20 protein-coding genes and 1 tRNA gene are annotated in these 24,136 nt (G+C 33.6%); 13 read left to right on the top strand and 8 right to left on the bottom strand.

The genetic code is table 11. The features are described from left to right. The first annotated feature begins 83 nt into the window (after positions 1 to 83). The 7 genes from AC1QSP_RS00755 to AC1QSP_RS00725 all read left to right on the top strand — a co-directional run bounded on the left by AC1QSP_RS00755 (position 84) and on the right by AC1QSP_RS00725 (position 5,812). The gene (locus AC1QSP_RS00755; protein ID WP_484079339.1) at positions 84 to 923 is read left to right on the top strand and encodes an aldo/keto reductase; all 840 of its coding nucleotides are present in this window, start codon (positions 84 to 86) and stop codon (positions 921 to 923) included. Positions 924 to 987: 64 nt separating this feature from the next. Continuing rightward, positions 988 to 1,060: transfer RNA gene (locus tag AC1QSP_RS00750), tRNA-Arg, on the top strand. A 92-nt stretch (positions 1,061 to 1,152) separates the two neighbouring features. After that, positions 1,153 to 2,475: a WD40/YVTN/BNR-like repeat-containing protein gene (locus AC1QSP_RS00745; protein WP_484079338.1), complete on the top strand. Its 1,323-nt coding sequence runs from the start codon at positions 1,153 to 1,155 to the stop codon at positions 2,473 to 2,475. A gap of 108 nt (positions 2,476 to 2,583) precedes the next feature. Continuing rightward, positions 2,584 to 3,351 (top strand): sulfite exporter TauE/SafE family protein, encoded by a 768-nt coding sequence (locus AC1QSP_RS00740; protein WP_484079337.1) that lies wholly within the window; start codon positions 2,584 to 2,586, stop codon positions 3,349 to 3,351. Further along, positions 3,332 to 4,123, top strand: a complete 792-nt coding sequence (locus AC1QSP_RS00735) for a hypothetical protein (protein ID WP_484079336.1) — start codon at positions 3,332 to 3,334, stop codon at positions 4,121 to 4,123. The genes AC1QSP_RS00740 and AC1QSP_RS00735 overlap by 20 nt, the downstream gene beginning before the upstream one ends. Positions 4,124 to 4,128: 5 nt before the next feature. Beyond that, positions 4,129 to 4,749, top strand: a complete 621-nt coding sequence (locus tag AC1QSP_RS00730) for a deoxynucleoside kinase (protein WP_322970409.1) — start codon at positions 4,129 to 4,131, stop codon at positions 4,747 to 4,749. A 97-nt stretch (positions 4,750 to 4,846) separates the two neighbouring features. Then, positions 4,847 to 5,812 (top strand): EamA family transporter, encoded by a 966-nt coding sequence (locus AC1QSP_RS00725; protein WP_484079335.1) that lies wholly within the window; start codon positions 4,847 to 4,849, stop codon positions 5,810 to 5,812. 39 nt (positions 5,813 to 5,851) lie between these two features. On the opposite strand, the gene AC1QSP_RS00720 is transcribed toward AC1QSP_RS00725, so the two are convergent. Continuing rightward, positions 5,852 to 6,646 (bottom strand): alpha/beta fold hydrolase, encoded by a 795-nt coding sequence (locus AC1QSP_RS00720; RefSeq protein WP_322970411.1) that lies wholly within the window; start codon positions 6,644 to 6,646, stop codon positions 5,852 to 5,854. A gap of 452 nt (positions 6,647 to 7,098) precedes the next feature. Next, positions 7,099 to 8,070 (bottom strand): N-acetylornithine carbamoyltransferase, encoded by a 972-nt coding sequence (locus AC1QSP_RS00715; RefSeq protein ID WP_484079334.1) that lies wholly within the window; start codon positions 8,068 to 8,070, stop codon positions 7,099 to 7,101. Between the two features lie 137 nt (positions 8,071 to 8,207). Here AC1QSP_RS00715 and AC1QSP_RS00710 point away from each other — a divergent pair, with 137 nt between their 5' ends. Continuing rightward, positions 8,208 to 9,485 carry a M48 family metalloprotease gene (locus AC1QSP_RS00710; protein ID WP_484079333.1) on the top strand — a complete coding sequence of 426 codons (1,278 nt, stop codon included), beginning with the start codon at positions 8,208 to 8,210 and terminating at the stop codon, positions 9,483 to 9,485. A gap of 12 nt (positions 9,486 to 9,497) precedes the next feature. Here AC1QSP_RS00710 and AC1QSP_RS00705 read toward each other — a convergent pair whose 3' ends face one another. The 3 genes from AC1QSP_RS00705 to AC1QSP_RS00695 form a co-directional block, all read right to left on the bottom strand. After that, on the bottom strand, positions 9,498 to 10,994 hold the full coding sequence (locus AC1QSP_RS00705; RefSeq protein ID WP_484079332.1) for a hypothetical protein: 1,497 nt from the start codon (positions 10,992 to 10,994) through the stop codon (positions 9,498 to 9,500). Positions 10,995 to 11,108: 114 nt separating this feature from the next. Beyond that, positions 11,109 to 12,617: a DUF6770 family protein gene (locus AC1QSP_RS00700; RefSeq protein WP_484079331.1), complete on the bottom strand. Its 1,509-nt coding sequence runs from the start codon at positions 12,615 to 12,617 to the stop codon at positions 11,109 to 11,111. A 61-nt stretch (positions 12,618 to 12,678) separates the two neighbouring features. Further along, the gene (locus tag AC1QSP_RS00695) at positions 12,679 to 13,569 is read right to left on the bottom strand and encodes a DUF72 domain-containing protein (protein ID WP_484079330.1); all 891 of its coding nucleotides are present in this window, start codon (positions 13,567 to 13,569) and stop codon (positions 12,679 to 12,681) included. A gap of 128 nt (positions 13,570 to 13,697) precedes the next feature. Between AC1QSP_RS00695 and htpG the strand changes: the two genes are divergently transcribed. Beyond that, positions 13,698 to 15,575 (top strand): molecular chaperone HtpG, encoded by a 1,878-nt coding sequence (gene htpG, locus AC1QSP_RS00690; RefSeq protein ID WP_484079329.1) that lies wholly within the window; start codon positions 13,698 to 13,700, stop codon positions 15,573 to 15,575. A 792-nt stretch (positions 15,576 to 16,367) separates the two neighbouring features. Here the strand turns inward: htpG and AC1QSP_RS00685 are convergent. The 3 genes from AC1QSP_RS00685 to AC1QSP_RS00675 form a co-directional block, all read right to left on the bottom strand. Next, entirely contained in the window at positions 16,368 to 17,144 is a 777-nt protein-coding gene (locus AC1QSP_RS00685; protein ID WP_322970418.1) for a succinate dehydrogenase/fumarate reductase iron-sulfur subunit, read from the bottom strand. A 62-nt stretch (positions 17,145 to 17,206) separates the two neighbouring features. Continuing rightward, positions 17,207 to 19,219, bottom strand: a complete 2,013-nt coding sequence (locus AC1QSP_RS00680) for a fumarate reductase/succinate dehydrogenase flavoprotein subunit (RefSeq protein ID WP_322970419.1) — start codon at positions 19,217 to 19,219, stop codon at positions 17,207 to 17,209. Between the two features lie 12 nt (positions 19,220 to 19,231). Beyond that, positions 19,232 to 19,912, bottom strand: a complete 681-nt coding sequence (locus AC1QSP_RS00675; RefSeq protein WP_484079328.1) for a succinate dehydrogenase cytochrome b subunit — start codon at positions 19,910 to 19,912, stop codon at positions 19,232 to 19,234. A gap of 325 nt (positions 19,913 to 20,237) precedes the next feature. Here AC1QSP_RS00675 and AC1QSP_RS00670 point away from each other — a divergent pair, with 325 nt between their 5' ends. The 4 genes from AC1QSP_RS00670 to AC1QSP_RS00655 all read left to right on the top strand — a co-directional run bounded on the left by AC1QSP_RS00670 (position 20,238) and on the right by AC1QSP_RS00655 (position 24,130). Next, the gene (locus tag AC1QSP_RS00670) at positions 20,238 to 20,738 is read left to right on the top strand and encodes an RNA polymerase sigma factor (RefSeq protein WP_484079327.1); all 501 of its coding nucleotides are present in this window, start codon (positions 20,238 to 20,240) and stop codon (positions 20,736 to 20,738) included. 1 nt (position 20,739) lies between these two features. Beyond that, the gene (locus AC1QSP_RS00665; protein WP_484079326.1) at positions 20,740 to 21,372 is read left to right on the top strand and encodes a hypothetical protein; all 633 of its coding nucleotides are present in this window, start codon (positions 20,740 to 20,742) and stop codon (positions 21,370 to 21,372) included. Positions 21,373 to 21,434: 62 nt separating this feature from the next. Beyond that, complete coding sequence (locus tag AC1QSP_RS00660; RefSeq protein WP_484079325.1) at positions 21,435 to 21,707, top strand: hypothetical protein; 273 nt, start codon at positions 21,435 to 21,437, stop codon at positions 21,705 to 21,707. A gap of 41 nt (positions 21,708 to 21,748) precedes the next feature. Then, complete coding sequence (locus AC1QSP_RS00655; protein WP_484079324.1) at positions 21,749 to 24,130, top strand: TonB-dependent receptor; 2,382 nt, start codon at positions 21,749 to 21,751, stop codon at positions 24,128 to 24,130. Positions 24,131 to 24,136: the final 6 nt, after the last annotated feature.

The following is a 24,136-nucleotide window of genomic DNA, read 5'->3' as shown; positions in this document are numbered from 1 at the left end:
TGTTCACCTGCAAATTTCACAATTATCGAGGATAATAATTGGGAGACATGAATTAATTTTGACTAATCAATAAAATAAAACAAATGAAAAATTTTAAACTAAATAACGGAATGGAAATTCCAGCCATTGGATTTGGGACTTGGCAAATTGAAGAAGGAGAAAATGCTTACAATGCAGTAAAAACTGCAATCGAAAAAGGATATACCCACATTGATACAGCAGCTGTCTATGGAAATGAAGTAAGCGTTGGGAAAGCCATTAAAGATTCGGGTGTGGCACGTGAAGATCTATTTGTAACAACGAAGTTATGGAATGATATGCGTGGTGAAGAAAATGCAAAAAAAGCATTTGAAGAATCCATCACAAAATTAGGATTGGAATATGTTGATTTATACCTTTTACATTGGCCTGCGAATGCAACACAATTCCCTGAAAATTGGAAAGATATCAATGCTGCCTCTTGGAAAGCTTTAGAAGAATTACAAGCGGAAGGAAAAATCAAAGCCATTGGAGTAAGTAACTTTATGGTAAAACATTTAGAAGCATTATTAGAAACGGCGAAGGTAATTCCTGCGGTCAATCAAATTGAATTCCACCCAGGATATACACAAGCAGAAGTGGTTGAATTATGTAAAGCCAACAATATCTTAGTGCAAGCATGGTCTCCACTTGGTTCTGGTCGTATCTTACAAGATGAAACTGTAAAAGCGATTGCAGCAAATCATGAAGTTTCTGTAGGTCAAGTGTGTATCCAATTTGCCATTCAACAAGGGGTTTTACCATTACCAAAATCGGAGAATCCAATAAATATTGAAAATAATTTAAACACTAATATTGAATTAAGTTCAGAAGAAATGGAGCAATTAACGACATTAAAAGAAAATGGATTTTCTGGGCTTGTTCCAGATGAAGTGGCATTTTAATGAAAATAAAACGCTTCTAAAATGAAGCGTTTTTTCTTTAAAATCCTATATTTGCAATCATTTTAGCCCCATAGTTTAATTGAATAAAATGTCAGATTCCGGTTCTGTTGATACGGGTTTGAATCCCGTTGGGGTTATTTTTTTTACCATTTTTTTATTTTTTTAATCTTCTTATTGTGTTGATTAATAATTTTTTAATTAATTTTAGATTATTAACACAATAATTAATATGAAGAAAAAATTACTTTCGCTTTTTGCTGTAGTAACTATGGCAACATCTTTTGGTCAAGTTTATCAAACTCAAAATGCAGGAATTCCAATGGCTTCAGCTGGTGTTCGTGATTTCTCAATCGTAGATGCACAAACAAGTTGGGTGACATTTTATGATGGATCAGGTGGTGGAACTTATCCACGTTATGTTGGTGTCACTTCAAATGGTGGTTCAAACTGGTCTACAAATTTAGTTTCTGCATTACCTACAACAGCATTAATTTCTGATGTGCAAGGAATTAACAGCACAACTGCTTATATTGTTACTGCACCAACAGGATCTAATGGAGCAGCAAACGGTTTATGGAAAACTGAAAATGGTGGACAAGCATGGACAAAAGTTCAAGGAGTGTTCGGAAATCAATCCTTTGGAAATATTGTATACATGTGGCCTAATGGAACTGGATTAGCCATTGGTGATCCAGTAAACAACCGTTATGAAATGTATAAAACGACAGATGGAGGTGCAACTTGGAGCACTTTAACAACTGCACCAACTCCATTAACATCAAGTGAATATGGATATGTTGGAGGTAAAGTTGTGTATGAGAATCATATTTGGTTAACTTCAAATACGGGTCGTATCTTACAATCATCTGACTATGGTGTAACTTGGAATTCTTATTCTGCTCCAATTGATGATTTCGCAGGAGAAGGTTCAAGTGGTTCAATGAGTTTCTCAAGTCCAACCTATGGTTTATTGGTAGATAGTTTCTCTTTATTATGGTATACTGAAGATTCTGGTAGAAACTGGGATATTAAAGATGCAGTAAACTATTTTGATGGAGACATTAAATATGTACCTGGAACTGAAAATACGTTCGTTTCAACAGGGATCTCTCAAACATCTAGTTTAGGTTTTGGTACAGCATATAGCCATGATGGTGGTAATACTTGGACGATATTAGATTCAGATGAACAACGTGGTACAATCGGTGTAAAAGATTGTTCTACAATGTACGTTGGACAATTTACAAGTAGTGCACAAGGTGCTGGTGGAATTTTAAAACTAGCGAATCCAATCCCTGGGTGTGAAAACTTAGGTTTAAATCCAGTAGCAACAAATAAAGTGGAATTAAAAGCTGTTGTTTCGAATCAAACATTAAATGTTGTTTCTAACAAAGAAATTAAAGAAGTTTTAGTTGTTGATATGACAGGTAAATCAGTAACAAAATCAGATAAAGTTTCTGTAAATGTTGCTCAATTAACTCCAGGTACTTATGTGGCACGTGTTGCTTATACAGATGGTGCTTTTGGTACAGTTAAATTTGTTGTAAAATAATTACACATTCATTTTATATAAGAGGGCAAAGTAAAACTTTGCCCTTTTTTTATTCAAAATCGAATTTTCCGTTGAATTAATAAATACATTTGCACAAAAATTAATCCATTGGAAATCGAAATTATTGCTCTGCTCTGCTCTATCGCATTCTGTGCAGGCTTTGTAGATTCTATTGTAGGTGGTGGTGGACTTATCCAAACCCCTCTATCCCTTGCAACACTTCCACAACTTCCCGTATCCACGGTAATTGGAACATTAAAAATACCCGCTTTCTCCGGTACAGCATTAGCTACATCTCAATATTTAAAGTCCATTAAAATTCAATGGAAATTATTCGGGATTATGGCTATCGTTGCTTTTATTTCAGCTTATTTGGGATCCAAATTATTAACCATAATGGATAATGATTTTATGAAACCCTTATTATTCGTTGTTTTAATTCTCCTTTTTATCTATACGGTATTTAAAAAAGATTTTGGACAAGCTAAATCAAGATCCATTACCTTCAAAAACAGCGTTATCAAAGGAATTCTTATTGCATTTGCTGTCGGCATGTATGATGGATTTATTGGTCCAGCTACAGGAACATTTTTTATTGTTGCATTTGTGTCCATGTTGCGAATGGATTTCCTACAGGCATCTGCTACTGCCAAATTAGTCAATTTAGCGACGAATTTTGGATCCATTTGTTTGTTTCTTGTCACAGGTAAAATCATTTGGGCAATTGCTATTCCAATGGCAATTTTTAATGGGCTTGGTGGTTATATCGGAGCTAAATTTGCGATAAATAAAGGAAATCAGTTTATTCGTTATATCTTTATGGGGATTATTTTATTATCCATAGCACGATTTGGTTATGAAGTGTTTACCTCTTAATTTTTTTATTTTTATCCTCCTTCAGAGTCATTTTATATTTGCTCAATATGTACTGAGTGACTCTATTGCATTAAAAGGATCCCATTTTTCTCATCTTCAATCCAATGCCATAGGGGATGTTTTTTTAATTGCAGACGATCAGCAGCTGTTAAAAATTGACCAGCATAAAAAATTAAAAACCTATCCGCTAAAAAAATTAGTCAGTCAATTGGATACACATCTAAGTTTACGAACGGCGGTAGGGTACAATTTTCAAGAAATAGAATTTTTGGATGATCAATTAAATCCAATCCAAGATCGAATTTACTTTAACCAATATCAAATCTATCCATCGGCTGTAATAATTGCTGATAGCCAACTCTTATGGTATTTTGATCCGATTGAACAACGTTTAATTCAGTGGAATTATCAATTGAAAACAACCATCAGTAAATCAAACATGCTATTTTTTAAAGATGGAGATACGACCATAACAGATATCTACGCCATCAAAAATAGCATCTTTTTAAAAAGCCAAAATTGGATGTATGAATATGATGTCTTTGGAAATTTTAAATCCGAAATTCCATTAAAACCTCATTTAAAACATGTATTTAGAGATGATTTCATTCATCTTTTAGATGAACAAAATTTAACGTCTATCAATTTGTTAACGAAAAATATTTCCACTATGGATAATTTTTTTAATGGAAAAGATTTTACTATGAGTAATGACCAACTTTTTGTGATAAAGAATAAGGGGTTGTATATTTACACCCGAATAAAGAAATAGAAAAAATGCATATCGCCATCGCCGGAAATATTGGAGCAGGTAAAACTACTCTTACGAAACTTTTAGCAAAGCAATATAACTGGACAGCTCAGTTTGAAGAAGTTGATCACAACCCTTATCTTGATGATTTTTATAATGATATGGAGAAATGGGCGTTTAACCTACAGATTTACTTCTTAGGAAGCCGTTTCAACCAAGTAAAAGAAATTAGAGAAAGTGGGAAAGACATTATTCAGGATCGTACGATTTATGAAGATGCACACATTTTCGCGAGCAATCTGAACGATATGGGACTATTGTCTACTCGTGATTACAACAACTATTTACGTGTATTCAATTTAATGACAACATTCGTAGAAGCTCCAGATTTATTAATTTATTTAAAAGCATCTATTCCTACACTTGTAAAACAAATCCAAAAACGTGGACGTGATTATGAGAATTCAATCAGTATTGATTATTTAAGCCGTTTAAATGATAAATACGATAAATGGACTTCTAACTATACAGAAGGTCGTATCCTTGTGATTGATGTAGATGAATTAGACTTTGTAGAAAATAAAGAAGACTTAGGTTACATCTTTGATCGCATCGAAGGTGAAATCAACGGTTTATTCAAAGGATAAAAGATACAATTAATTACTATATCTTTGTAGGCTTGTTTCTTCGGAAACAAGCCTTTTTTTCGGGAAACTATTTAACTATTTATATTTACTATTTATTATGCAGAATAAAAGTCTTTTGAAGGGCGTCTTATTCGTAGGTTTAGGGGCAAGTTTTTATGGAATGCTTGCCACGTTTGTAAAATTAGCTTACGATGAAGGATACTCTACCGCAGAAGTTACAGCCTCTCAATTTATATTGGGAATTTTAATGCTTTTAATCATCAACGGAATCATGTATGCCAGAGGAAAAAACAACATCGCATTCCAAGGTAATGATAAGATTAAATTAATGGTTGCAGGAAGTTCATTAGGACTAACCAGTTTATTTTATTATATCGCTGTGCAGTACATCAATGTATCCATTGCCATTGTTTTATTGATGCAAACCGTTTGGATTAGTATTTTAGTCGAAGCCATTTCGACGCGTACATTTCCCGTCGTAAAAAAGCTTGTAGCAATGTTGATTGTGCTATTAGGTACTGCAATGGCAACGAATCTTATTGGACAAAAAGTGGAGTTGGATTGGCGTGGTATATTTTGGGGATTTTTAGCCGCATGTTCATTTACAACGACGATGTTCACAGCGAATCGTATTGCCAACTATTTGCCGCCTTACAAAAAGACGCTTTTTATGGTTTTAGGGGGAAGTGTTTTGGTGACCATCTTTTGTTTTCTAACCCAAATAGGTCCACACTATTTTCCTCAATTCATGGATTTCAAAGGGGTATTGGGTCCTGATTTTATTGTCGATAAAGCATTTGATGCCTCAATTTTACTAAAATGGGGATTAGCACTTTCATTATTTGGGACAGTGTTACCTCCTATCTTATTAAACTTAGGATTTCCGCATACAGGACTAGGGTTAGGAAGTATTGTTTCTTCAATGGAACTACCCGTATCTGTGATGATGGCCTTTATATTATTGGGAGAGCAAGTATTATTCATCCAATGGTCTGGGATTGCCATTATCTTATTTGCCATTGTATTTATGAATTACGAACAAGTATTTCCAAAGAAAAAATAACGATACAAACATAAAAAGCCGAGCATTGCTCGGCTTTTTTTAGGCGACATTATTAATAAATTCTTTTTCTAGAATTCCGTCGACCACACGATCGACTTGCTCAATATGTTCTTTCAAATAAATTGTATTTTCGATTTCATCTAGTTCATAAAAATGAAGTTGCTTTTTGATATCATTCAGTTTGGTATAAAAACGCTTTAATTCATTACGGTTATAATTCGAATCATTTTTAACCGATATGATGTGAATCTTAGACTTAATATATTGTGCCACTTCAAGTAACCCTTCTCTTCCACGACTTATATCGATGCTATAAAACAAGGATTTTAAAAATTCATTTTTAGCTATAGGCTCTTTGACCAACCAATGATCTGTTTTAGGCGATGAAGCTATTGGAATTAAATTTTGTACGCGTTTCGGAAATAACGTTGTCATTTCCCAAGCAATACCGCCACCAAGATCCGCCCCGATGATTGCAAAAAGTTCATTGACTTCAAGTTCAAATAACGTTAACCAAAACAATACCGCCACATCGCGAGCTGTGACTTTTTCAAATGGAATGTAGGAATAGTTAATTTCTTTTACCACTTCATTCCCTGGAATATCAATACAGAATACCGTATATTCTGTTAAATCAATGGCTTTGTTTTTCCCAATGACTCCGTCCCAATGAAACATACAATCCGAATCACTGTTTAAGGAGTGATTAATCAAAATAACAGGAGCCGTACCTAAAGGTAAACCAAATTGACGGTATGTTACCGAAACATTGTTTACGATTGTATTGTCTTCAAGAGGCCATACTGGAATTGTGATTTGTTGTAACGTTTGCATTTTATATTTATTTTTAAGGTTGTTCTTACAGTAAAAAAAATTTCCCCGGCGAAAAAATTCGACGGGGAAATTCAAAGTATCATTTATAAAGCTAAAGATTATATATACGAATTTTCCACGTCTGGATTTGGCGTCCACACCTGTTTGCAAATTGACATATATAAGACATTAAATTTCATAATTGCTGTACTTTCTTATTCAAATGTAAAAATTAATTTTCTATAAAAACAATAAAAACCTCATTATTTTTTGAATATCGCGATTAAAAGACGTCAAAATCGTGATTTTTTTAATCAAATCATTCTCATCATTACAATAAGTTTAGAATAAAATTCGGTTAGTTTTTTGAATGCATTCATCTGTTCATTAAAACGTTTAATTTCTTGAACAATCTTTAGGACAAAAAAAATGCTGATTGGAACCAATCAGCATTTCATTCTATGACAAAAATTCTATTTATTTTTTAAAATTTCGTGGAAAACCGTTTGAGCAGAATAAATTCGATTCGTTGCTTCATCAATTACAATCGAAACATCTGAATCCAATACCTCATCTGAAACGACAACATTACGACGAACAGGTAAACAGTGCATGAATTTACCATTATTTGTTAAATTCATTTTCTCCATTGTTACTTGCCAATCTTTATCCCCTTCATTCGCTTGACCATAATTTTCATAAGATGACCAGTTTTTAGCATACACAAAATCAGCATCTTTTAACGCCTCATCTTGATCGTACATGATTGTAGCACCTTCAGTATATTTAGGATCTAATTCCATTCCCTTAGGTTGCACAACTGTAAAATCAACCCAATCTACTTTAGAAAACCATTCAGCAAATGAATTTGGAACCGCTTGTGGCAAACGACGTGGATGTGGTGCCCAAGTCATCACTACTTTTACTTTCTTTTCTGGTTTTGCATCGGGATTGTATTCAATTTTCTCTGCTATTGTAATTAAATCAGCAAAAGATTGTAAAGGATGTAAAGTTGCACTTTCTAAAGAAACAACTGGAACCGACGATAATGATTTTACTTTATTGAACATAATTTCGTGGTAATCTTCATCACGATCAACTAATTTTGGAAAGGTACGAACCCCTAAAACATCACAATACGCACTCATGACCTGAATTGCTTCTGTGATATGCTCTTGAGAATCTCCATCCATAACAGTACCATCCCCCATTTCTAAGGTCCAAGAATCAGCACCAGCATTTAAAACCCAAGCATTAGCTCCTAAATTATATGCTGCTTTAATTGAACTTAAACGGGTACGTAAACTAGGATTAAAGAAGATTAAACCTACTGTTTTATTTTTACCTACCGCTTGTTGTCCAAATGGATTAGCTTTAATCTCTAATGCCGTTTTTAATAACTCGTCGATGTTTTCCACATCATTTACCGACGTAAATTGTTTCATACCTGTAATTCGTTATGTTTTATTTGTACCGCAAATTTACTCTAAACGAATGATGAATATCGATTTTTTGCGATTTATTTTTAAATTTAAGCAAAATTAATACGAGACATTCCATTCGGAAAGATAGGCTTAATCCCATGAAAAAAACAATTCTGATTACTCTTCTTTTATACCTTCCACTCGCGCTTCTAGCTCAAGGAAAAAATGAAGCATTAAAAGATTCTGAAATTAAAAAACTGAAAATAGTTCATGCCAAATACCGAAAATTTGAATCGAAAGTTCAAAGAGATATCTATGATGAACATTTCTCTGAAATCGAACGGAAAATTTCAAAAGGATATACGCAAGGCTTTATAGCTTTTGATCGTGAATATAATCAATTCATTCAAAAAATTTTTCAAGATTATACCACTACAAACCAAACGTATCAATTGGGTACACCTCATGTATATGTGATCAATGACAATTCACCAAATGCATTTACAACTGGATTTGATTATTATTTTATCCATACCGGATTGTTCCAATTGTTGGATAATGAATATCAATTGGCAGCCGTAATCGGTCATGAATTAGCACATAATTATTTAAAACACACCGATCAATCCATAACGCAACAAGCTGAATTTGCTCAGGATTTTCAAAAAAAAATGAAATCCATAAAACGTTCAGAAATGATCAAATTGATTCAATCTCAAGATAAAATTATTCAACAAAAATATGATTTGGCCAATCAATCCCGAAAAAAAGAGATTGCATCAGACAGCTTAGGATATGTATTCTATAGTCAATTAAATTATCCCAAAGAAGAATATTTAAATCTATTGCAAAAATTAAACGAATGGGATGAAGAAGAATTCGATACCATTCATGATGAGACCTATCAAACCATTTTTAATGTCAATGGCGTATCATTCAAAAGCAGTTGGCTGAACCTTAAAAAAGATGATGTATTTGCTGGATTAACGTTTACCGAACACATCGACAAAGACTCTATTCGGTCTCATCCCAACACCGTGGATCGAATGAATTGGTTTTCAAAAACATTCAACATTGAATCTAAACTAGAAAATGCAGCAGCTCCTTCTAATGAATTTTTAGATTTAAAACGAAAGGCAAAACAAGATTTTTATGAGCATTTGATTTTACACCAAACGTATGATTACGCTTTATATCATATCATTCATCAAATACAAAAAGACCGTACTAGACAAGATTTGAATAAATATTTGGTAAAGATCTTCAATGATTTACATCAGGCCCGTATGAATCATCGTTTCAATCAATATGTAAGTGTAGCCAATGCCAATCACAAAGATCAAGATTATCATCGTTTTCTCCATTTATTATGGAATATCCCGACTCCCGATTACCAAAAACTAGCAGACTATTATAATGAAAAAGCAGCCCTTTAGGCTGCTTTTTCATTATAAATTAATGCGTTCTAATCGCATAGAAACTGGAATTTCTTTTTCATCATATGCTGTAATTAAAATATGACCGAATTTCGCGTTATTAAATTGCAAATAATTGTTCTCTGTTTTGTATGGAATTTTCTCTTGTGTAAGTTGGCCATGTGAAAATTTATTCACCACTAAATTTCTGGATTTAACCTTTAATAACCCCAGATCTAGGTCTTCATAATAGATGATCAATGCATTGTTTTCGACGTCGGATTGTGCAAAAAGAAAACGATCATACCCTTGCCCAATCTTAGATTTTTCTAATACATAATGACCCAGAACCTCTGATTTTTCATTTAAATGAATTAAAATGTAATCTTCCGTTTTACTTTTATTATTCCCGAATCGATCCATTCTTAACTTCTTTTTCTCCAATAAAATTACCGATGAAAAATCATTGAAATTAAATACTTCAACGAAATCCAAACGAAATCCATCCTCAAATTTTTTACTTCCAAAACCTAAAGTTGCTAAAGCCTCTTTGAATTGAATGGTCTGATCAACTAATTTGGCACCTTTATCATCATAAACTGTTCTTCTGAATCCACGCATATTAAACGCCGCATCCACTAATGATGTGGTAATAACCATTTTATCATCTAAAAACTGTCCCCAATAGCCTTGAGGCATTCCTTTATCAAGTGTTTCCAAATGGTGATTTATTTTTAAAACGTTTTTCTTAGCATTTAAATCTTTTACATAGATGCTATCAACTTCTGTCACAGCTTTTAACCCTTTCATCTTCAAAATAATTTTTGAAGATAATAGTTTACCATCTTTAATATCCAATACAAAAGATTCCTTCATATTAAAAAAACCTTCCCTCTCCAATTTATACTGATAAACCAATTCTGAATTCGTATTGAAGATGCCTAATTCTTTAATTTTATTCTCGAAGGTCACGGTAGTCGTATTATGGGTATAAACATGGAAGATGTTTTTTCCTTCTCCTTTGGTTACCAAACGATCAAAAGTATCATAAGTAAACACATTTCTTTCCTTTCCCAATTCTTTTCCTGTAGGCATTGGAGTAACTTCAAAATCGCGAATAAATTGAGTATCAATTACGGTCTTATTCTTGGCATCTAAGGCCACATGCATATAGCCCAGATATTTCTTTTTACCAGCATGATATACACGATAGTTCGTATATAAATTCCCTTCCGAAAAATGATTATCAGCTAATCGGTATTCTAATTTCTTATGAAAAGGCAAAACAAAATCGGCATTCGCAAGTTGATTTAATGATTTATCCAAGATGATATACTCATAGGTAATCATCGATTCATCTGCAGTAAGTCCTTTATTAAAATAAAGAATGTAACCTGTAACATTTTTGTTGGCATCTAAAATTGAAGTCTTGTATTCCATTTTTCCGGTAGAAAGTTCACCCAATTTCTGCAACTGAGCATTCAACCCTATGCACATAAATAGGGATAAGATGTAAAAATAATATTTCATAATAAGTGTTAATCGGCACGAAAATAAAGTAATTTTTTTAAATGTTATTCCATGGAATATAACCTTCGAATAACCTATAAAAAAAATCGAGCATGTACGCTCGATTTTTTGATGTTATAGATTTAATTTTTCTAATCGTATAGAAACTTCTTTATCTTCTTGATTATATTCTGTTATTAGAATGCTACCATATTCAGCTTTCGAAAAACGCAAGGACGTAGATTCAGTTTTAAAGGGCATTTTAAGCTGCGATAATTGGCCATCTTTTAATTTATTAACGACGAGATAATAATTTCTTTTCCCATCTTCTTTTAGTTTTTCTTGATAGAAGAATAACACTTCATTCTCTTCTTTATTTTCCTGAGAGAATAGGTAGGTATCAAAATATTCTTTTGATTTTTCTAATACCAAATGATGGGTATAATTTCCTTGTGGATCAAAATTGACAAGGATGTAATCGGTCGTTTTTGTAGCTACAAAATTCCCATCACCTTTTTCTTTTGCCAATAGGATTGTAAAGGAATGATCGTTAAAGTTAAAATGTTCCGTCATCAAAAATTTATAGCCCTTCGAATCTCGACCATTTTTAAATTTAAGTTCAGCAAAAATATCTTGGTAATAAACCTTGTTATCCACCAATACTTCCCCTTTTTCATCATAGATCGTACGTTTAATGCCTAACGAAGGTTTTGATTGATATTTCCCTACATATTGCTCTGGAGCCATTTTTATTTCACCAACCACAAACATTTTTTGATCAAAAACTTCAACATTGGGGTCATAATATTCTTGACCATTTACTAAATTAGAGTTGTAAACAATATTACTTAGCAATTCACTGGTATTGATATCATAAGTCAATAAGCGATCAACGCCCATCTTTAACCCATCTTTAAAGGTATTTTTTCGTTGCCAAATGACAGTTTGATGATTCTTAATACTCTTTCCTAGAAACGAATAGTAATTTTTTCTTTTCTCACCATCTAAATAATATTCATATTTTTTATTAAAATCTGAATCATAAAAAGTGATGTAATATAAGGGGATCTCCTCGGGGTTTATGCGGTTAAATTGGGTCGCAACATAATACACTTGATCTTTTTCTGCATGAATAAAGACATAATCTGAAATTCCATAATTCCCTCTGAAATCCATTTTAGCCAATTCATTGAAATTAATTTCTTCAGGTTTGTAAATTGTACCATATGTATAAAGAAAATGCTTAAATTGATTTGATTTCAAATCAATCGAAGTGACTAATTGCCCTGAAGATATCCCATATTTTTGATCAATAATTCGAGTAACAACATACACCTGTTGGTTGTTAAAAATAACAGATTGAACACGAGGAACTAATTTTTGAGTATATGGTATTTGATAGGTTCCGTTGGTTACTTTATGTAATTTTTTATCTAAAATTACATATTCAAATTCTTGTTCTTTAGAATCATGAACTAAACCTTTATTGTAAAGAATAGAATAACCAATAACATTTTTATCTGAATCAGTTAAAATTGAGGTAGTTTCGATAACACCTGTGGATAATTCTTCCAAATTCTGATATTGAGCAAATAAGACACATTCAAACAGAAAAAAAAGAATAACAAAAATTGCTTTTTTCATTGTATTGTTTAAGAACTACGAAAGTATTAATTAAATTCTAATAGTATTTGCTGGAGAGAATTTAAAATAATAAACCATCCCTATATTTCGTTGGAATACGAACATTTAAACCCAACACTTGATTTAATTTTTCTACAAAATAAGTCGCATATAGTTCTTCCTCCCCTTGTAAACCTTGGTGTATAAAGAAATTTACGGATTGTAATCCTTCTTCTTTGAATACTTTTATACGTTCTATCCATGCATCCAATCGAGTGTAGTCCACAGGATCATATGCACTTACAAATCGAACGAATAAGTGAGGAGTTGTTAATCGCATATGCAAAATATCTCGACGTCCAGGTGTATCAACAATCACATTCGTTATAAAATTTTGTTCCAGTAAATCCGCATATTCATTGAATATTGAGTCATTCTGAAACCATTCTTCATTTCTTATTTCGATGGCTAAAGGATAACCTTTCGGAAAATCTTCAACAAAGCCTTTTAAACGTTCAAAATCTTTGGGTTTATAATTGTCGTGCATTTGTAGAAACGCCATGCCTAATTGCTCTTCAAAAAGAGTTATGGCATCTAAAAATGTCCACAATTTTTCTTTGACATTTATTAAACGACTGTAATGACTAATACTTTGAGGAACTTTAGGAAAAAATTTGAAATCTGCAGGCGTTTTCTTCTTCCAAGTTAAGATTTGCTCTTTTTGAGGTGAGCTATAAAATGTACCATTCATTTCAATGGCATTAAATTGCGTCGAATAATAGGTTAACTCGTCTTTTGTTTTGGGTGGATAAAAACCTTTAAGCTCCGACTTTCCCCAACGTGCTCCACCAACGTAAACCTCAAAGGATGAATGCTCCTCCTTATATTTTGCTAAAATGACCATCGTAGCGGGAGGAATTTCCGGAAGACTAAAATCAATTCCCTTGATACTATCTACTTTTCCAAACTTCATGCTGACTAATTTTTCATAAAAATACAGATTTTAGAATTGGGGATAAGACATTATGTCAGAATTCGTCGAATGGTATTGGATTTGAAAATAAATAGACAACTATTTATTTAATAAAAAAACAAAATATAATGAACAAAGGAAGCATTAATGTATCGGTGGAAAATATCTTTCCATTAATCAAAAAATTCTTATACTCTGATCACGAAATCTTTTTACGCGAATTAGTTTCAAATGCAACGGATGCGACTTTAAAATTAAAACACTTATGCAACATTGGTGAAGCTAAAGTGGAATACGGTGAACCTAAAATTGAAGTCAAAATCAACAAAGAAAATTCAACGTTACACATTATCGACCAAGGGTTGGGGATGACTGCGGAAGAGGTTGAAAAATACATCAATCAAGTGGCGTTCTCTGGTGCAGAAGAATTCATCAACCAACACAAAGATGCAGACGGAATCATTGGACATTTTGGATTAGGGTTCTACTCTGCTTTTATGGTTGCCGATAAAGTAGAAATTATCACGAAATCGTATAAAGATGCCCCTGCAGCCCATTGGACGTGTGATGGATCACCAGAATTCACCTTAGATGTAGCGGATAAAACAGAACGCGGAACAGAAATCATCTTACATATCGCTGAAGATTCGAAAGAATTTTTAGACGAGTGGAAAATCCGTGAGTTATTAACGAAATACAACAAGTTTATGCCTGTTCCAATTAAATTCGGAACACGCAAAGAAACTTTACCATTACCAGAAGGTGCTGCAGAAGATGCAAAACCTGAAGAAATTGAAGTGGATGATATCATCAATAATCCAACTCCAGCATGGACTAAAGCACCATCCGATTTAAAAGAAGAGGATTATGCCAATTTCTACCGCGAATTGTACCCAATGCAATTTGAGGATCCGTTATTCCACATTCATTTAAATGTTGACTATCCGTTTAATTTAACTGGAATTTTATTCTTCCCTAAGTTAGGAAACAACATCAACATTGATAAAGATAAAATTCAGTTATACCAAAACCAAGTATTCGTTACAGACGAAGTCAAAGGAATTGTGCCTGATTTCTTAATGTTATTACGCGGGGTAATTGACTCTCCAGATATTCCATTAAACGTTTCTCGTTCGTACTTACAAGCGGATGGTGCTGTGAAGAAAATTTCAGCACACATCACGAAAAAAGTAGCAGATAAAATGGCTTCATTAATGAACCAAAACCGTGAAGATTACGAACAAAAATGGAACGACATCAAAGTTGTAATTGAATACGGAATGATTACAGAAGAGAAATTCTTCGAAAAATCAGACAAATTTGCTTTATACCCTACAACAGATGGAAAATATTTCACGTGGTCTGAATTAGAGGCTGAAATCAAAGACATCCAAACGGATAAAAATGGTAAGATGGTGGTGTTGTACGCAACAGATAAAGATGCACAAGACCAATACATCCAAATTGCAAATGAGAAAGGATACAAAGTGTTATTCTTAGATTCGCCAATTGTTCCACACCTGATCCAAAAATTAGAAGGAACGAAAGAGAACGTTACTTTTGCACGTGTGGATGCCGACCACATCAACAACTTAATCGATAAAGATGAAGTAAAAATTTCAAAATTGTCGGAGGAAGACAAAGAGAAATTAAAAACGCAGATTACAGAAGGTATCAATGATAAAGCCTATACCGTTCAACTAGAAGATTTATCGGCTTCGGATGCGCCATTCATCATCACGCAATCTGAATTTATGCGTCGTATGAAAGATATGCAAGCGACTGGAGGTGCCGGAATGTTCGGAATGGGGAATTTCCCAGACATGTACAATTTAGTGGTAAATACCAACTCTGAATTAGCAAGTCAAATCTTAGCCAAAGATAACGATGAAGATAAAAAAGCTACAATTGCTCATGCCTTAGATTTAGCGAAATTATCGCAAGGGTTATTAAAAGGAAAAGAATTAACGAACTTCATCAACAAAAGTTTTGAAGCATTGAAATAAGCTAAACAGTCTATCAATAATAGAAATCTCAGCAAAATTTGCTGAGATTTTTTTTATCATTAAACATTTATTGATGTGTTAAAGTTTTGATTTAATGATGATTATATTTTGTAAATATGATTTTTATCATTAATTTTACTACAAGAAATAAAAATAATCGTTCTCTTCTTTAAAATTAGTGAGGTTTTGAAACAGAACAATTAAGATTATTTTATTCTTGTACAACGAAATTTAATTTATAGTAAGATGATTTCGTTACATGAAATTATTTTCATTATCAAATTTCGGGAAGGATGTTAAGCAATTGACATCCTTTTTTCCCCCAGAAATTCTTTGATGATTACATACGATATTCCATTTGAACGGAACTATTATGTAAAGAAATAATAGAGATAATCATCATGATTATATAAAGAACATTTTAAGTAAAATCAATTTATGATTTTATTTAGGGATTTCAATTTTTAGGAATTGAAATCCTTTTAAAATGGTTCAGTTTAGAATTGTAGGAATTTAACAAAAGCCGATTATTTACAATGTGTATCACATTATTTTTGGTATGAATGTAAAGCGATATTTCATTCAAACGTATTATTCAATTAGTATTAACCCGTTATATTCCATTAAAACACAATTCAATCATATATTGAACACGTACAAAAAATAAGATCATTCCATGATCATAATATTTTTTGTTGAGGATTTCATTCAAACGAATGAAATCCTTTTTTTTTGCACAAAAAAAAAGGTGTCAAATCAATGACACCTTTTTTAAAATATAATCGTTTATGATTAAGCAATCTCTTCAGAAGTTAATTTAGCTGATAAGAACTCACGGTTCATACGAGCGATGTTCTCTAAAGAAATACCTTTAGGACATTCAACTTCACAAGCACCTGTATTTGTACAGTTACCAAAACCTTCTAAGTCCATTTGAGCTACCATTTTCTGAGCACGACGTGCAGCTTCAACTTGACCTTGTGGTAATAAAGCAAATTGAGAAACTTTAGCACCTACGAATAACATCGCAGATCCATTTTTACACGTTGCAACACAAGCTCCACAACCAATACATGTTGCAGCATCAAATGCATCATCAGCCGCTTTTTTGTTGATTGGAATAGCATTTGCATCTACTGTACGTCCTGATGTATTTACAGAAACATAAGCACCTGCTTGTTGGATACGGTCAAAAGATGAACGGTCAACAATTAAATCCTTGATCACTGGGAAAGCCGCAGATCTCCAAGGTTCGATGTAGATTGTTTCACCATCTTTGAACATACGCATGTGTAACTGACATGTTGTAACTCCAGAATCTGGTCCATGAGCTTGTCCATTAATGAATAAAGAACACATACCACAGATCCCTTCACGACAGTCGTGGTCAAAAGCAACTGGCTCTTTTCCTTCCTCGATTAATTGCTCGTTTAATAAGTCAAGCATTTCTAAGAATGAAGAATCAGTCGAAACATCTTTAAGAGAATATGTTTCCATTTTCCCTTGAGCATTAGCGTTTTTTTGACGCCAAATTTTCAGTGTAATACTGATTGTTTTTGATGATGCCATATTAATTTTTGATATTATGACATTCAGTTGAGCTCCAAGATGAGCCCAACCAAATGATTTTATTATTTATAACTACGAGCTTTTAACTCAATAAATTTATACTCTAACATTTCCTTGTGTAACACCTCTTGGTTGATGTCAGCACCTTTGTATTCCCAAGCAGCAACGTAAGCGAAGTTTTCGTCATCACGTAATGCCTCACCTTCTGGAGTTTGGTACTCTTCACGGAAGTGTCCACCACAAGATTCGTTACGGTGTAAAGCATCAATTGCCATTAATTGTCCTAACTCTAAGAAGTCAGCAACACGCATCGCTTTTTCTAACTCAGTATTTAATTCATCTGCAGATCCAGGAACTTTAACGTCACGATAGAATTCTTCACGTAATGCTGCAATTTCAGCAATCGCTTCTTTTAATCCTTTTTCGTTACGAGCCATACCTACTTTGTTCCACATGATCACACCTAAACGTTTGTGGAAGTGGTCAACAGATTTCGTACCTTTATTGTTAATGAAGAAGTTTAATTGATCTTTAACCGATTTTTCAGCTTCGTCGAATTCTGGTGTATTTGTAGGAATTTTACCTGTACGGATATCTGATGCTAAGTAATCAGCAATAGTATAAGGTAATACGAAGTAACCATCCGCTAAACCTTGCATTAATGCAGATGCACCTAAACGGTTAGCACCGTGGTCAGAGAAGTTAGCCTCACCTGCTACGAAACATCCAGGGATTGTAGACATTAAGTTGTAATCTACCCATACACCACCCATTGTGTAGTGGATCGCTGGATAAATACGCATTGGGTTTTCATATGGATTCTCATCTGTAATTTTCCAGTACATTTGGAATAAGTTACCATATTTCTCCTCAATCCATTTTTTACCTAATTCCTCGATACGAGCATCAGATGGATGAGTTTCACCGTTTGCGAATGCAACCTCTTTACCTTTCTTTCTAATTTCTTCTGTAAAGTCTAAGTATACTCCTTCTCCTGTTTCGTTCGCTTCGATTCCGTAACCAGCATCACAACGCTCTTTCGCAGCACGAGAAGCAACGTCACGAGGTACTAAGTTACCGAATGCTGGGTAACGACGCTCTAAGTAGTAATCTCTATCTTCTTCTTTAATGTCTCTTGCTTTTAACTTACCTGCACGGATTGCTTCAGCATCTTCTTTCTTTTTAGGAACCCAGATACGTCCTGAGTTACGTAAAGATTCAGACATTAACGTTAATTTCGATTGATTTGTTCCGTGGATTGGAATACATGTTGGGTGAATTTGTACGTAACATGGGTTAGCGAATAAAGCACCTTTTTTGTGAATTTTCCAAGCTGAAGTTACGTTAGATCCCATCGCATTCGATGATAAGAAATAAACGTTACCATAACCACCTGTAGCAATTACTACAGCGTGAGCTGAATGTCTTTCAATCTCACCTGTAATCATGTTACGTGCGATAATACCACGAGCTTTTCCATCAACAATTACAATATCCAACATTTCGTGACGGTTGTACATCTCGATTTTTCCTAAGTGGATTTGGTGATTCATTGCTGAATAAGCACCTAATAATAATTGTTGACCTGTTTGTCCTTTCGCATAGAACGTACGAGATACTTGTACCCCACCGAAAGAACGGTTATCTAATAACCCACCGTATTCACGTGCAAAAGGAACACCTTGAGCAACACATTGGTCGATGATGTTACCAGAAACCTCAGCTAAACGATAAACGTTAGACTCACGAGCACGGTAGTCACCCCCTTTGATTGTATCGTAGAATAAACGGTAGATCGAGTCATTATCCCCTTTATAATTTTTAGCAGCATTTACCCCCCCTTGAGCAGCAATAGAGTGTGCACGACGTGGAGAATCTTGGTAACAAAATGCTTTAACTTTGTATCCTTGCTCAGCTAAAGTAGCTGCAGCAGATCCACCTGCTAAACCTGTACCAACAACTATAACATCAATTTTATCACGGTTGTTTGGAGCAACTAAGTTTAAGTGAGCTTTGTGCTCGCTCCATTGATTTGCGATATCTCCTTTTGGAGTCTTTGAATTTAAAATACTCATTTTCTTTTGATATTATAAGTTATTAACAAAATGGTAGATAGCGATAATAATAAATAACGCTGGAACTAAAATAGAATACCATTTACCGAAAGCAACAATAATTGGTGTATATCTCGCGTGACGAGCTCCAATTGATTGGAATGCTGATGCAAAACCATGTTGTAAGTGTAATGATAAGAATACGAAAGCCACTACATATAATACTAATGTTACTGCATTAGTAAATACGTGGTTTACGTGATCCATAAAAAAGTTCCCTTCTCCAAAGTTAGGATCTACATTAACGTAATGAGCGTTAATTGTTGGAACCCAAAATTGCCATAAGTGCACTAATAAGAATAATAAGATCACTGCTCCTGAGATAATCATGTTTCTTGACATCCAAGTGGAGTTAGCAGCACCATTATACTTCGCATAAGCAACTGGTCCACGAGCTTTTTTGTTTTGAATTTCTAATACAAATCCCATCACAAAGTGGTATACGACACCAAATAATAAGACAGGTTGCATTACGAATTGAATAATTGGGTTCGCACTCATGAAAGCTGATACTTCATTGAACCCGTTAGGATTAATTACTGATAGTAAATTAATCACTAAATGCTGTAGTAAGAACACTAATAAAAATAAGGCTGACAAAGCCATAGCGAACTTCCTACCAATAGAAGACTTTAGTAATGATTCATTTGCCATAAAGCAATACGTTTAATTTTTTAGATATTGCTACAAATTTAATCAACACAAACCGCTATTCACAATGAATTTTATCATTTATAGACGGAATCTAACTAGTTTAGAACGATTCTTATTAAGAAGTTAAAATTTTTAATTTTTTATAAAATTACTCAATTAAATTGTTGTTAATATCAAAATATTCCTATATTTGTTGCTGATAAAGCCGTAGCTTTTTCATAGGTTTAAGTTAGTTAGGAAATCTCCATATCTTTATGATATGGAGATTATTTTTTTTTGTAACATTTTTTTACTTTAGACTACTAATAGTACAAACAACATTAAATTGTCTGATAAAGCGCTAAATTTCACCCACTTAATCGAAGAAAATCAAGGAATTATTCATAAAATATGTCGTATCTATACCGACGATGAATTTTCTCATGAGGATCTTTTTCAAGAAATTGTTTTACAATTGTGGCGTTCATTTGATAGTTTCAAAGGCGATTCAAAATTCTCCACATGGATGTACCGTGTAAGCCTTAATACAGCAATTATCCTTATTCGAAAAAAAAATCGAACCATCACCACCTCCTCTATTGAACATCAAATTATACCTTTCGACAACAATGATTACGACACCGAATCGGAAGAACGTTTACAACTGCTCTATGCCGCAATTAAACTCTTAAATGATGTAGAAAGAGCATTGGTATTAATGTACCTGGAGGATTTACCTTATAAAGATATTGCAGAAACACTCGGAATCTCTGAAGTCAACGCACGAGTAAAAATGAATCGCGTGAAAATTAAATTAAAAGATATCATAACTAAAATGGAACAATAAAATGGAATTAGACGATTTTAAATCTGCTTGGAAAACTGTTCCAAATGAAAAAAAATACAACCAGAAAGCCATCTTTGAAATGTTGAAGAAAAAATCTTCTTCGACCATCAAATGGTTATTCCTATTTACGTTAATCGAATTTTTAATGGTATTAACGTTTACAGTAACATCCTTAATAAAAGGCCGAATGTTTACCGGTGAAAATTTATCCTTTGAAAATTCAACAGCCTATTTCAATTTTACCATTGGTACATTATTCACCTTAGTATTTACCTTATTCTTCTTATGGTATAATTATAAAACCTATAGAAAAATGAACATCAACACCTCTACGAAAGCGTTGATTGTTCAAATTTCAAAATTCAGAAAATTCGTCAATCTTTTTATTCTTTTTATTCTTATTGCGCTTATCGCTGTTTCGGTACCTTATTATTATGAATTAGGAATTAATATCTATACAGAAAAGGTCGGTAGCCACTATGACGCATCTAAAGCACAAACCATTGGAATCGTATCCGTTACACTATCCATCATATTCCTAATGATAATAACAACCATCTATTATGGTTTTATTCACTGGTTCTTTTTAAGAAAATTATCTCAAAACTTAAACGATTTAAATGAAATAAATTAGATAAATCGTTTATTTTTGTATCCTCAATGAATAAATTTCTAAAAAATATCATCTATATGCTTATGCTCCTGATATCAACCTATCAGGCAATACATGCTATTGGACATTTTTTAGATCACCAAGACAATAACACAAAAGAATACACCCATTTTAGCGAACACAAGTGTTCGTTATGTCATATCAATAGTACACCTTTATTACCAGAAGTCAACGTCCTATCCTTTGAGTGGAATGAAATTCATGTTCCCCAAGAAGAGACAAATTTGGTATTATCACGATACCAAAGTACGATTTTCGGAATCACACAACTTCGAGCACCACCAGTAGAAATGTAATCTTCACGAAATATTTTTTATATTTTTTTACATTTAATACTATGTCATTTACTACTAAAAGCGCTGTAATTGCTGCATTATTCTGCAGTAACGCATTTGCACAACATTATATTTCTGGTCAAGTCACAGACCAGAACCAAAAACCTATTCCTTTTGCTTCCATTGAATTCAATAGTGAGGTCATGGAAGCGGATGCTCAAGGTAAATTCATCATTAAAAATTTACCAATTGGAACATATGAAATTTATATTCATGAGCAGGGCTATACCCCTATTCATCAGAAAATGATTCTGAATCAATCACAACATTATCAATTTGTGTTGATTCATGATCACAGTTATAATCTAAATCAAGTTGATGTCATTGCCCATAAGCATGATTTTACAACTGGAAATTCTGAACATGTAGGTCAAAATTATGTTCGCGAAAATTACGCCGGTTCATTAGCAAAGTCATTGGAAAATATGGCGGGAGTGAATGCCTCCGGTATTGGTTCTTCTGCTTCTAAACCGATTATTCGAGGCTTAGGATTTAACCGATTATTGGTTGCTGAAAATGGAATCAAACAAGAAGGACAGCAATGGGGAGCGGATCATGGCTTAGAAATTGACGCCTTAAACATTGAAGATGTTGAAGTCATTAAAGGGCCTGCTACTCTTGAATATGGAAATGAAGCCATTGCAGGGGTTATTAAAATTAAGAACAATCAACTTCCTCAAAAGAATTCATCTTCAACCCATGTATCCTTGATGTATCAATCCGTTAATGCCAATTACATCGGATCCATTAATCATCAATGGAGACGAGACCGCTTTTTTTATAAAGTCAAAGGTACGTATTCTGATTTTGGGGATTATCGCACCACGACAGATCGCATTAAATATTTGGATCGATGGATGCCTATATACGACCAACGCGTCAAAAACACGGCTGGAAATGAGTTAAATCTTATGGGCCAACTGGGATATGTAGACCAAAATTTTAGAAGCATTTTAACCGTTTCCAATGTGCAACAAAAAATGGGATTCTTTCCAGGTTCCCATGGTATTCCTTTATTATCGCGATTAGAACCGGATGGAAGCAACAGAAATGTTGAATTTCCTTATCAACAAGTGAATCATTTTAAAGTGATCAGCGAAAATGAATTGAAAATCAATTCAAAAAATAGCATTAAGTTTAATTTTGCGTATCAGAATAATTTACGTCAAGAAATAAGTGCTTTCCATACCCATTACGGAAATCAAACTCCTCCAGCGAATAATCCGGATACGGAACTTGAATTTAATTTATCGACGTATGATACGCATATCAAATATGAGCATACCCATAATCAAAATTTCAAAACGATTATTGGAGCTCAAACACAAATGCAAAACAATCGTATTGCTGGATACAATTACTTATTACCAAAATATCAGCGCAACATTTACAGCGGATATTTAATTGAAGAATTTCAGAAAGATAAGACATGGAAAGTAACAGCTGGGATTCGTTGGGATTATTCAGATTTTAAATCCGAAGGATATTTTGACGGTTTATTATATGACTATCTTACGGCAGAAAATTATGCTCCTGCAATAGCAAACTATTATGCCCAGCGCAGTGAAAACATTTCTCGTCATTTTTCGAATCTGAATGGGATGATTGGAGCCACATACCAACCCAATGATTTTTGGGATTTCAATGTAAATATTGGAACAAATTTCAGATTACCGACAGCAATTGAATTAGGGGCAAATGGAATTCATCATGGTTCTTTCCGACACGAACGTGGGGATGCTACACTTGATTCAGAAAAAGGATATGCTTTTGATTTTAAAGCGACTTACCACAAAAACAATTGGGAAGTCGCTGTAAGTCCTTATGTGTATTATTTTGACAATTATATATTCTTAAAACCTTCTGGACAGTTCTCTATTTTACCGCATGGTGGTCAAATTTATCAGTACATGCAGAGTAAAGCCCTATTGACAGGATTTGAAGTGGCCCTACAAAAACAATTCAATCATCAGTGGGATGGGCAAATCATTTATGAGTACATCTACAATCGACAATTAACTTCAAATCACAAGTTAGGCCATTTTTTACCTTTCTCTCCTCCGAATACTTTATTTGGAAAAATGAATTATCGCCTAGCACAACCTTTGAAAGGATTTGAAAATTTAACGCTTCAAATTAACGGGAAATACGCCTTCGAACAGGCCCATATTGCGCAAAACGAAGATATTACCAAAGATTATTTTATTTTGGGAGCGGGGATTTCGACGGAATTGCATTGGGGACAATTCGAAGCTAAACTTTCCATTCAAGGAGGAAATTTATTCAACAAGAAATACTTTAATCATACTAGTTTTTATAGACCGTTACAATTACCTGAACAGGCCCGTAATATTCAAGTCATCTTAAATATTCCGTTGGGTTAATCGCCA

It is taken from the genome of Faecalibacter sp. (genome assembly GCF_057177045.1).
This window is presented reverse-complemented; position numbering and strand designations above follow the sequence as displayed.

Bases quoted from the DNA above. Each gene is read 5' to 3' on its own strand.
- AC1QSP_RS00710 (WP_484079333.1), top strand. From the start codon at position 8,208: ATGAAAAAAACAATTCTGATTACTCTTCTTTTATACCTTCCACTCGCG.
- AC1QSP_RS00730 (WP_322970409.1), top strand. From the start codon at position 4,129: ATGCATATCGCCATCGCCGGAAATATTGGAGCAGGTAAAACTACTCTT.
- htpG (WP_484079329.1), top strand. From the start codon at position 13,698: ATGAACAAAGGAAGCATTAATGTATCGGTGGAAAATATCTTTCCATTA.
- AC1QSP_RS00725 (WP_484079335.1), top strand. From the start codon at position 4,847: ATGCAGAATAAAAGTCTTTTGAAGGGCGTCTTATTCGTAGGTTTAGGG.
- AC1QSP_RS00745 (WP_484079338.1), top strand. From the start codon at position 1,153: ATGAAGAAAAAATTACTTTCGCTTTTTGCTGTAGTAACTATGGCAACA.
- AC1QSP_RS00720 (WP_322970411.1), bottom strand. From the start codon at position 6,646: ATGCAAACGTTACAACAAATCACAATTCCAGTATGGCCTCTTGAAGAC.
- AC1QSP_RS00655 (WP_484079324.1), top strand. From the start codon at position 21,749: ATGTCATTTACTACTAAAAGCGCTGTAATTGCTGCATTATTCTGCAGT.
- AC1QSP_RS00715 (WP_484079334.1), bottom strand. From the start codon at position 8,070: ATGAAACAATTTACGTCGGTAAATGATGTGGAAAACATCGACGAGTTA.
- AC1QSP_RS00675 (WP_484079328.1), bottom strand. From the start codon at position 19,912: ATGGCAAATGAATCATTACTAAAGTCTTCTATTGGTAGGAAGTTCGCT.
- AC1QSP_RS00695 (WP_484079330.1), bottom strand. From the start codon at position 13,569: ATGAAGTTTGGAAAAGTAGATAGTATCAAGGGAATTGATTTTAGTCTT.
- AC1QSP_RS00660 (WP_484079325.1), top strand. From the start codon at position 21,435: ATGCTCCTGATATCAACCTATCAGGCAATACATGCTATTGGACATTTT.
- AC1QSP_RS00665 (WP_484079326.1), top strand. From the start codon at position 20,740: ATGGAATTAGACGATTTTAAATCTGCTTGGAAAACTGTTCCAAATGAA.
- AC1QSP_RS00680 (WP_322970419.1), bottom strand. From the start codon at position 19,219: ATGAGTATTTTAAATTCAAAGACTCCAAAAGGAGATATCGCAAATCAA.
- AC1QSP_RS00755 (WP_484079339.1), top strand. From the start codon at position 84: ATGAAAAATTTTAAACTAAATAACGGAATGGAAATTCCAGCCATTGGA.
- AC1QSP_RS00705 (WP_484079332.1), bottom strand. From the start codon at position 10,994: ATGAAATATTATTTTTACATCTTATCCCTATTTATGTGCATAGGGTTG.
- AC1QSP_RS00700 (WP_484079331.1), bottom strand. From the start codon at position 12,617: ATGAAAAAAGCAATTTTTGTTATTCTTTTTTTTCTGTTTGAATGTGTC.
- AC1QSP_RS00685 (WP_322970418.1), bottom strand. From the start codon at position 17,144: ATGGCATCATCAAAAACAATCAGTATTACACTGAAAATTTGGCGTCAA.
- AC1QSP_RS00735 (WP_484079336.1), top strand. From the start codon at position 3,332: ATGAAGTGTTTACCTCTTAATTTTTTTATTTTTATCCTCCTTCAGAGT.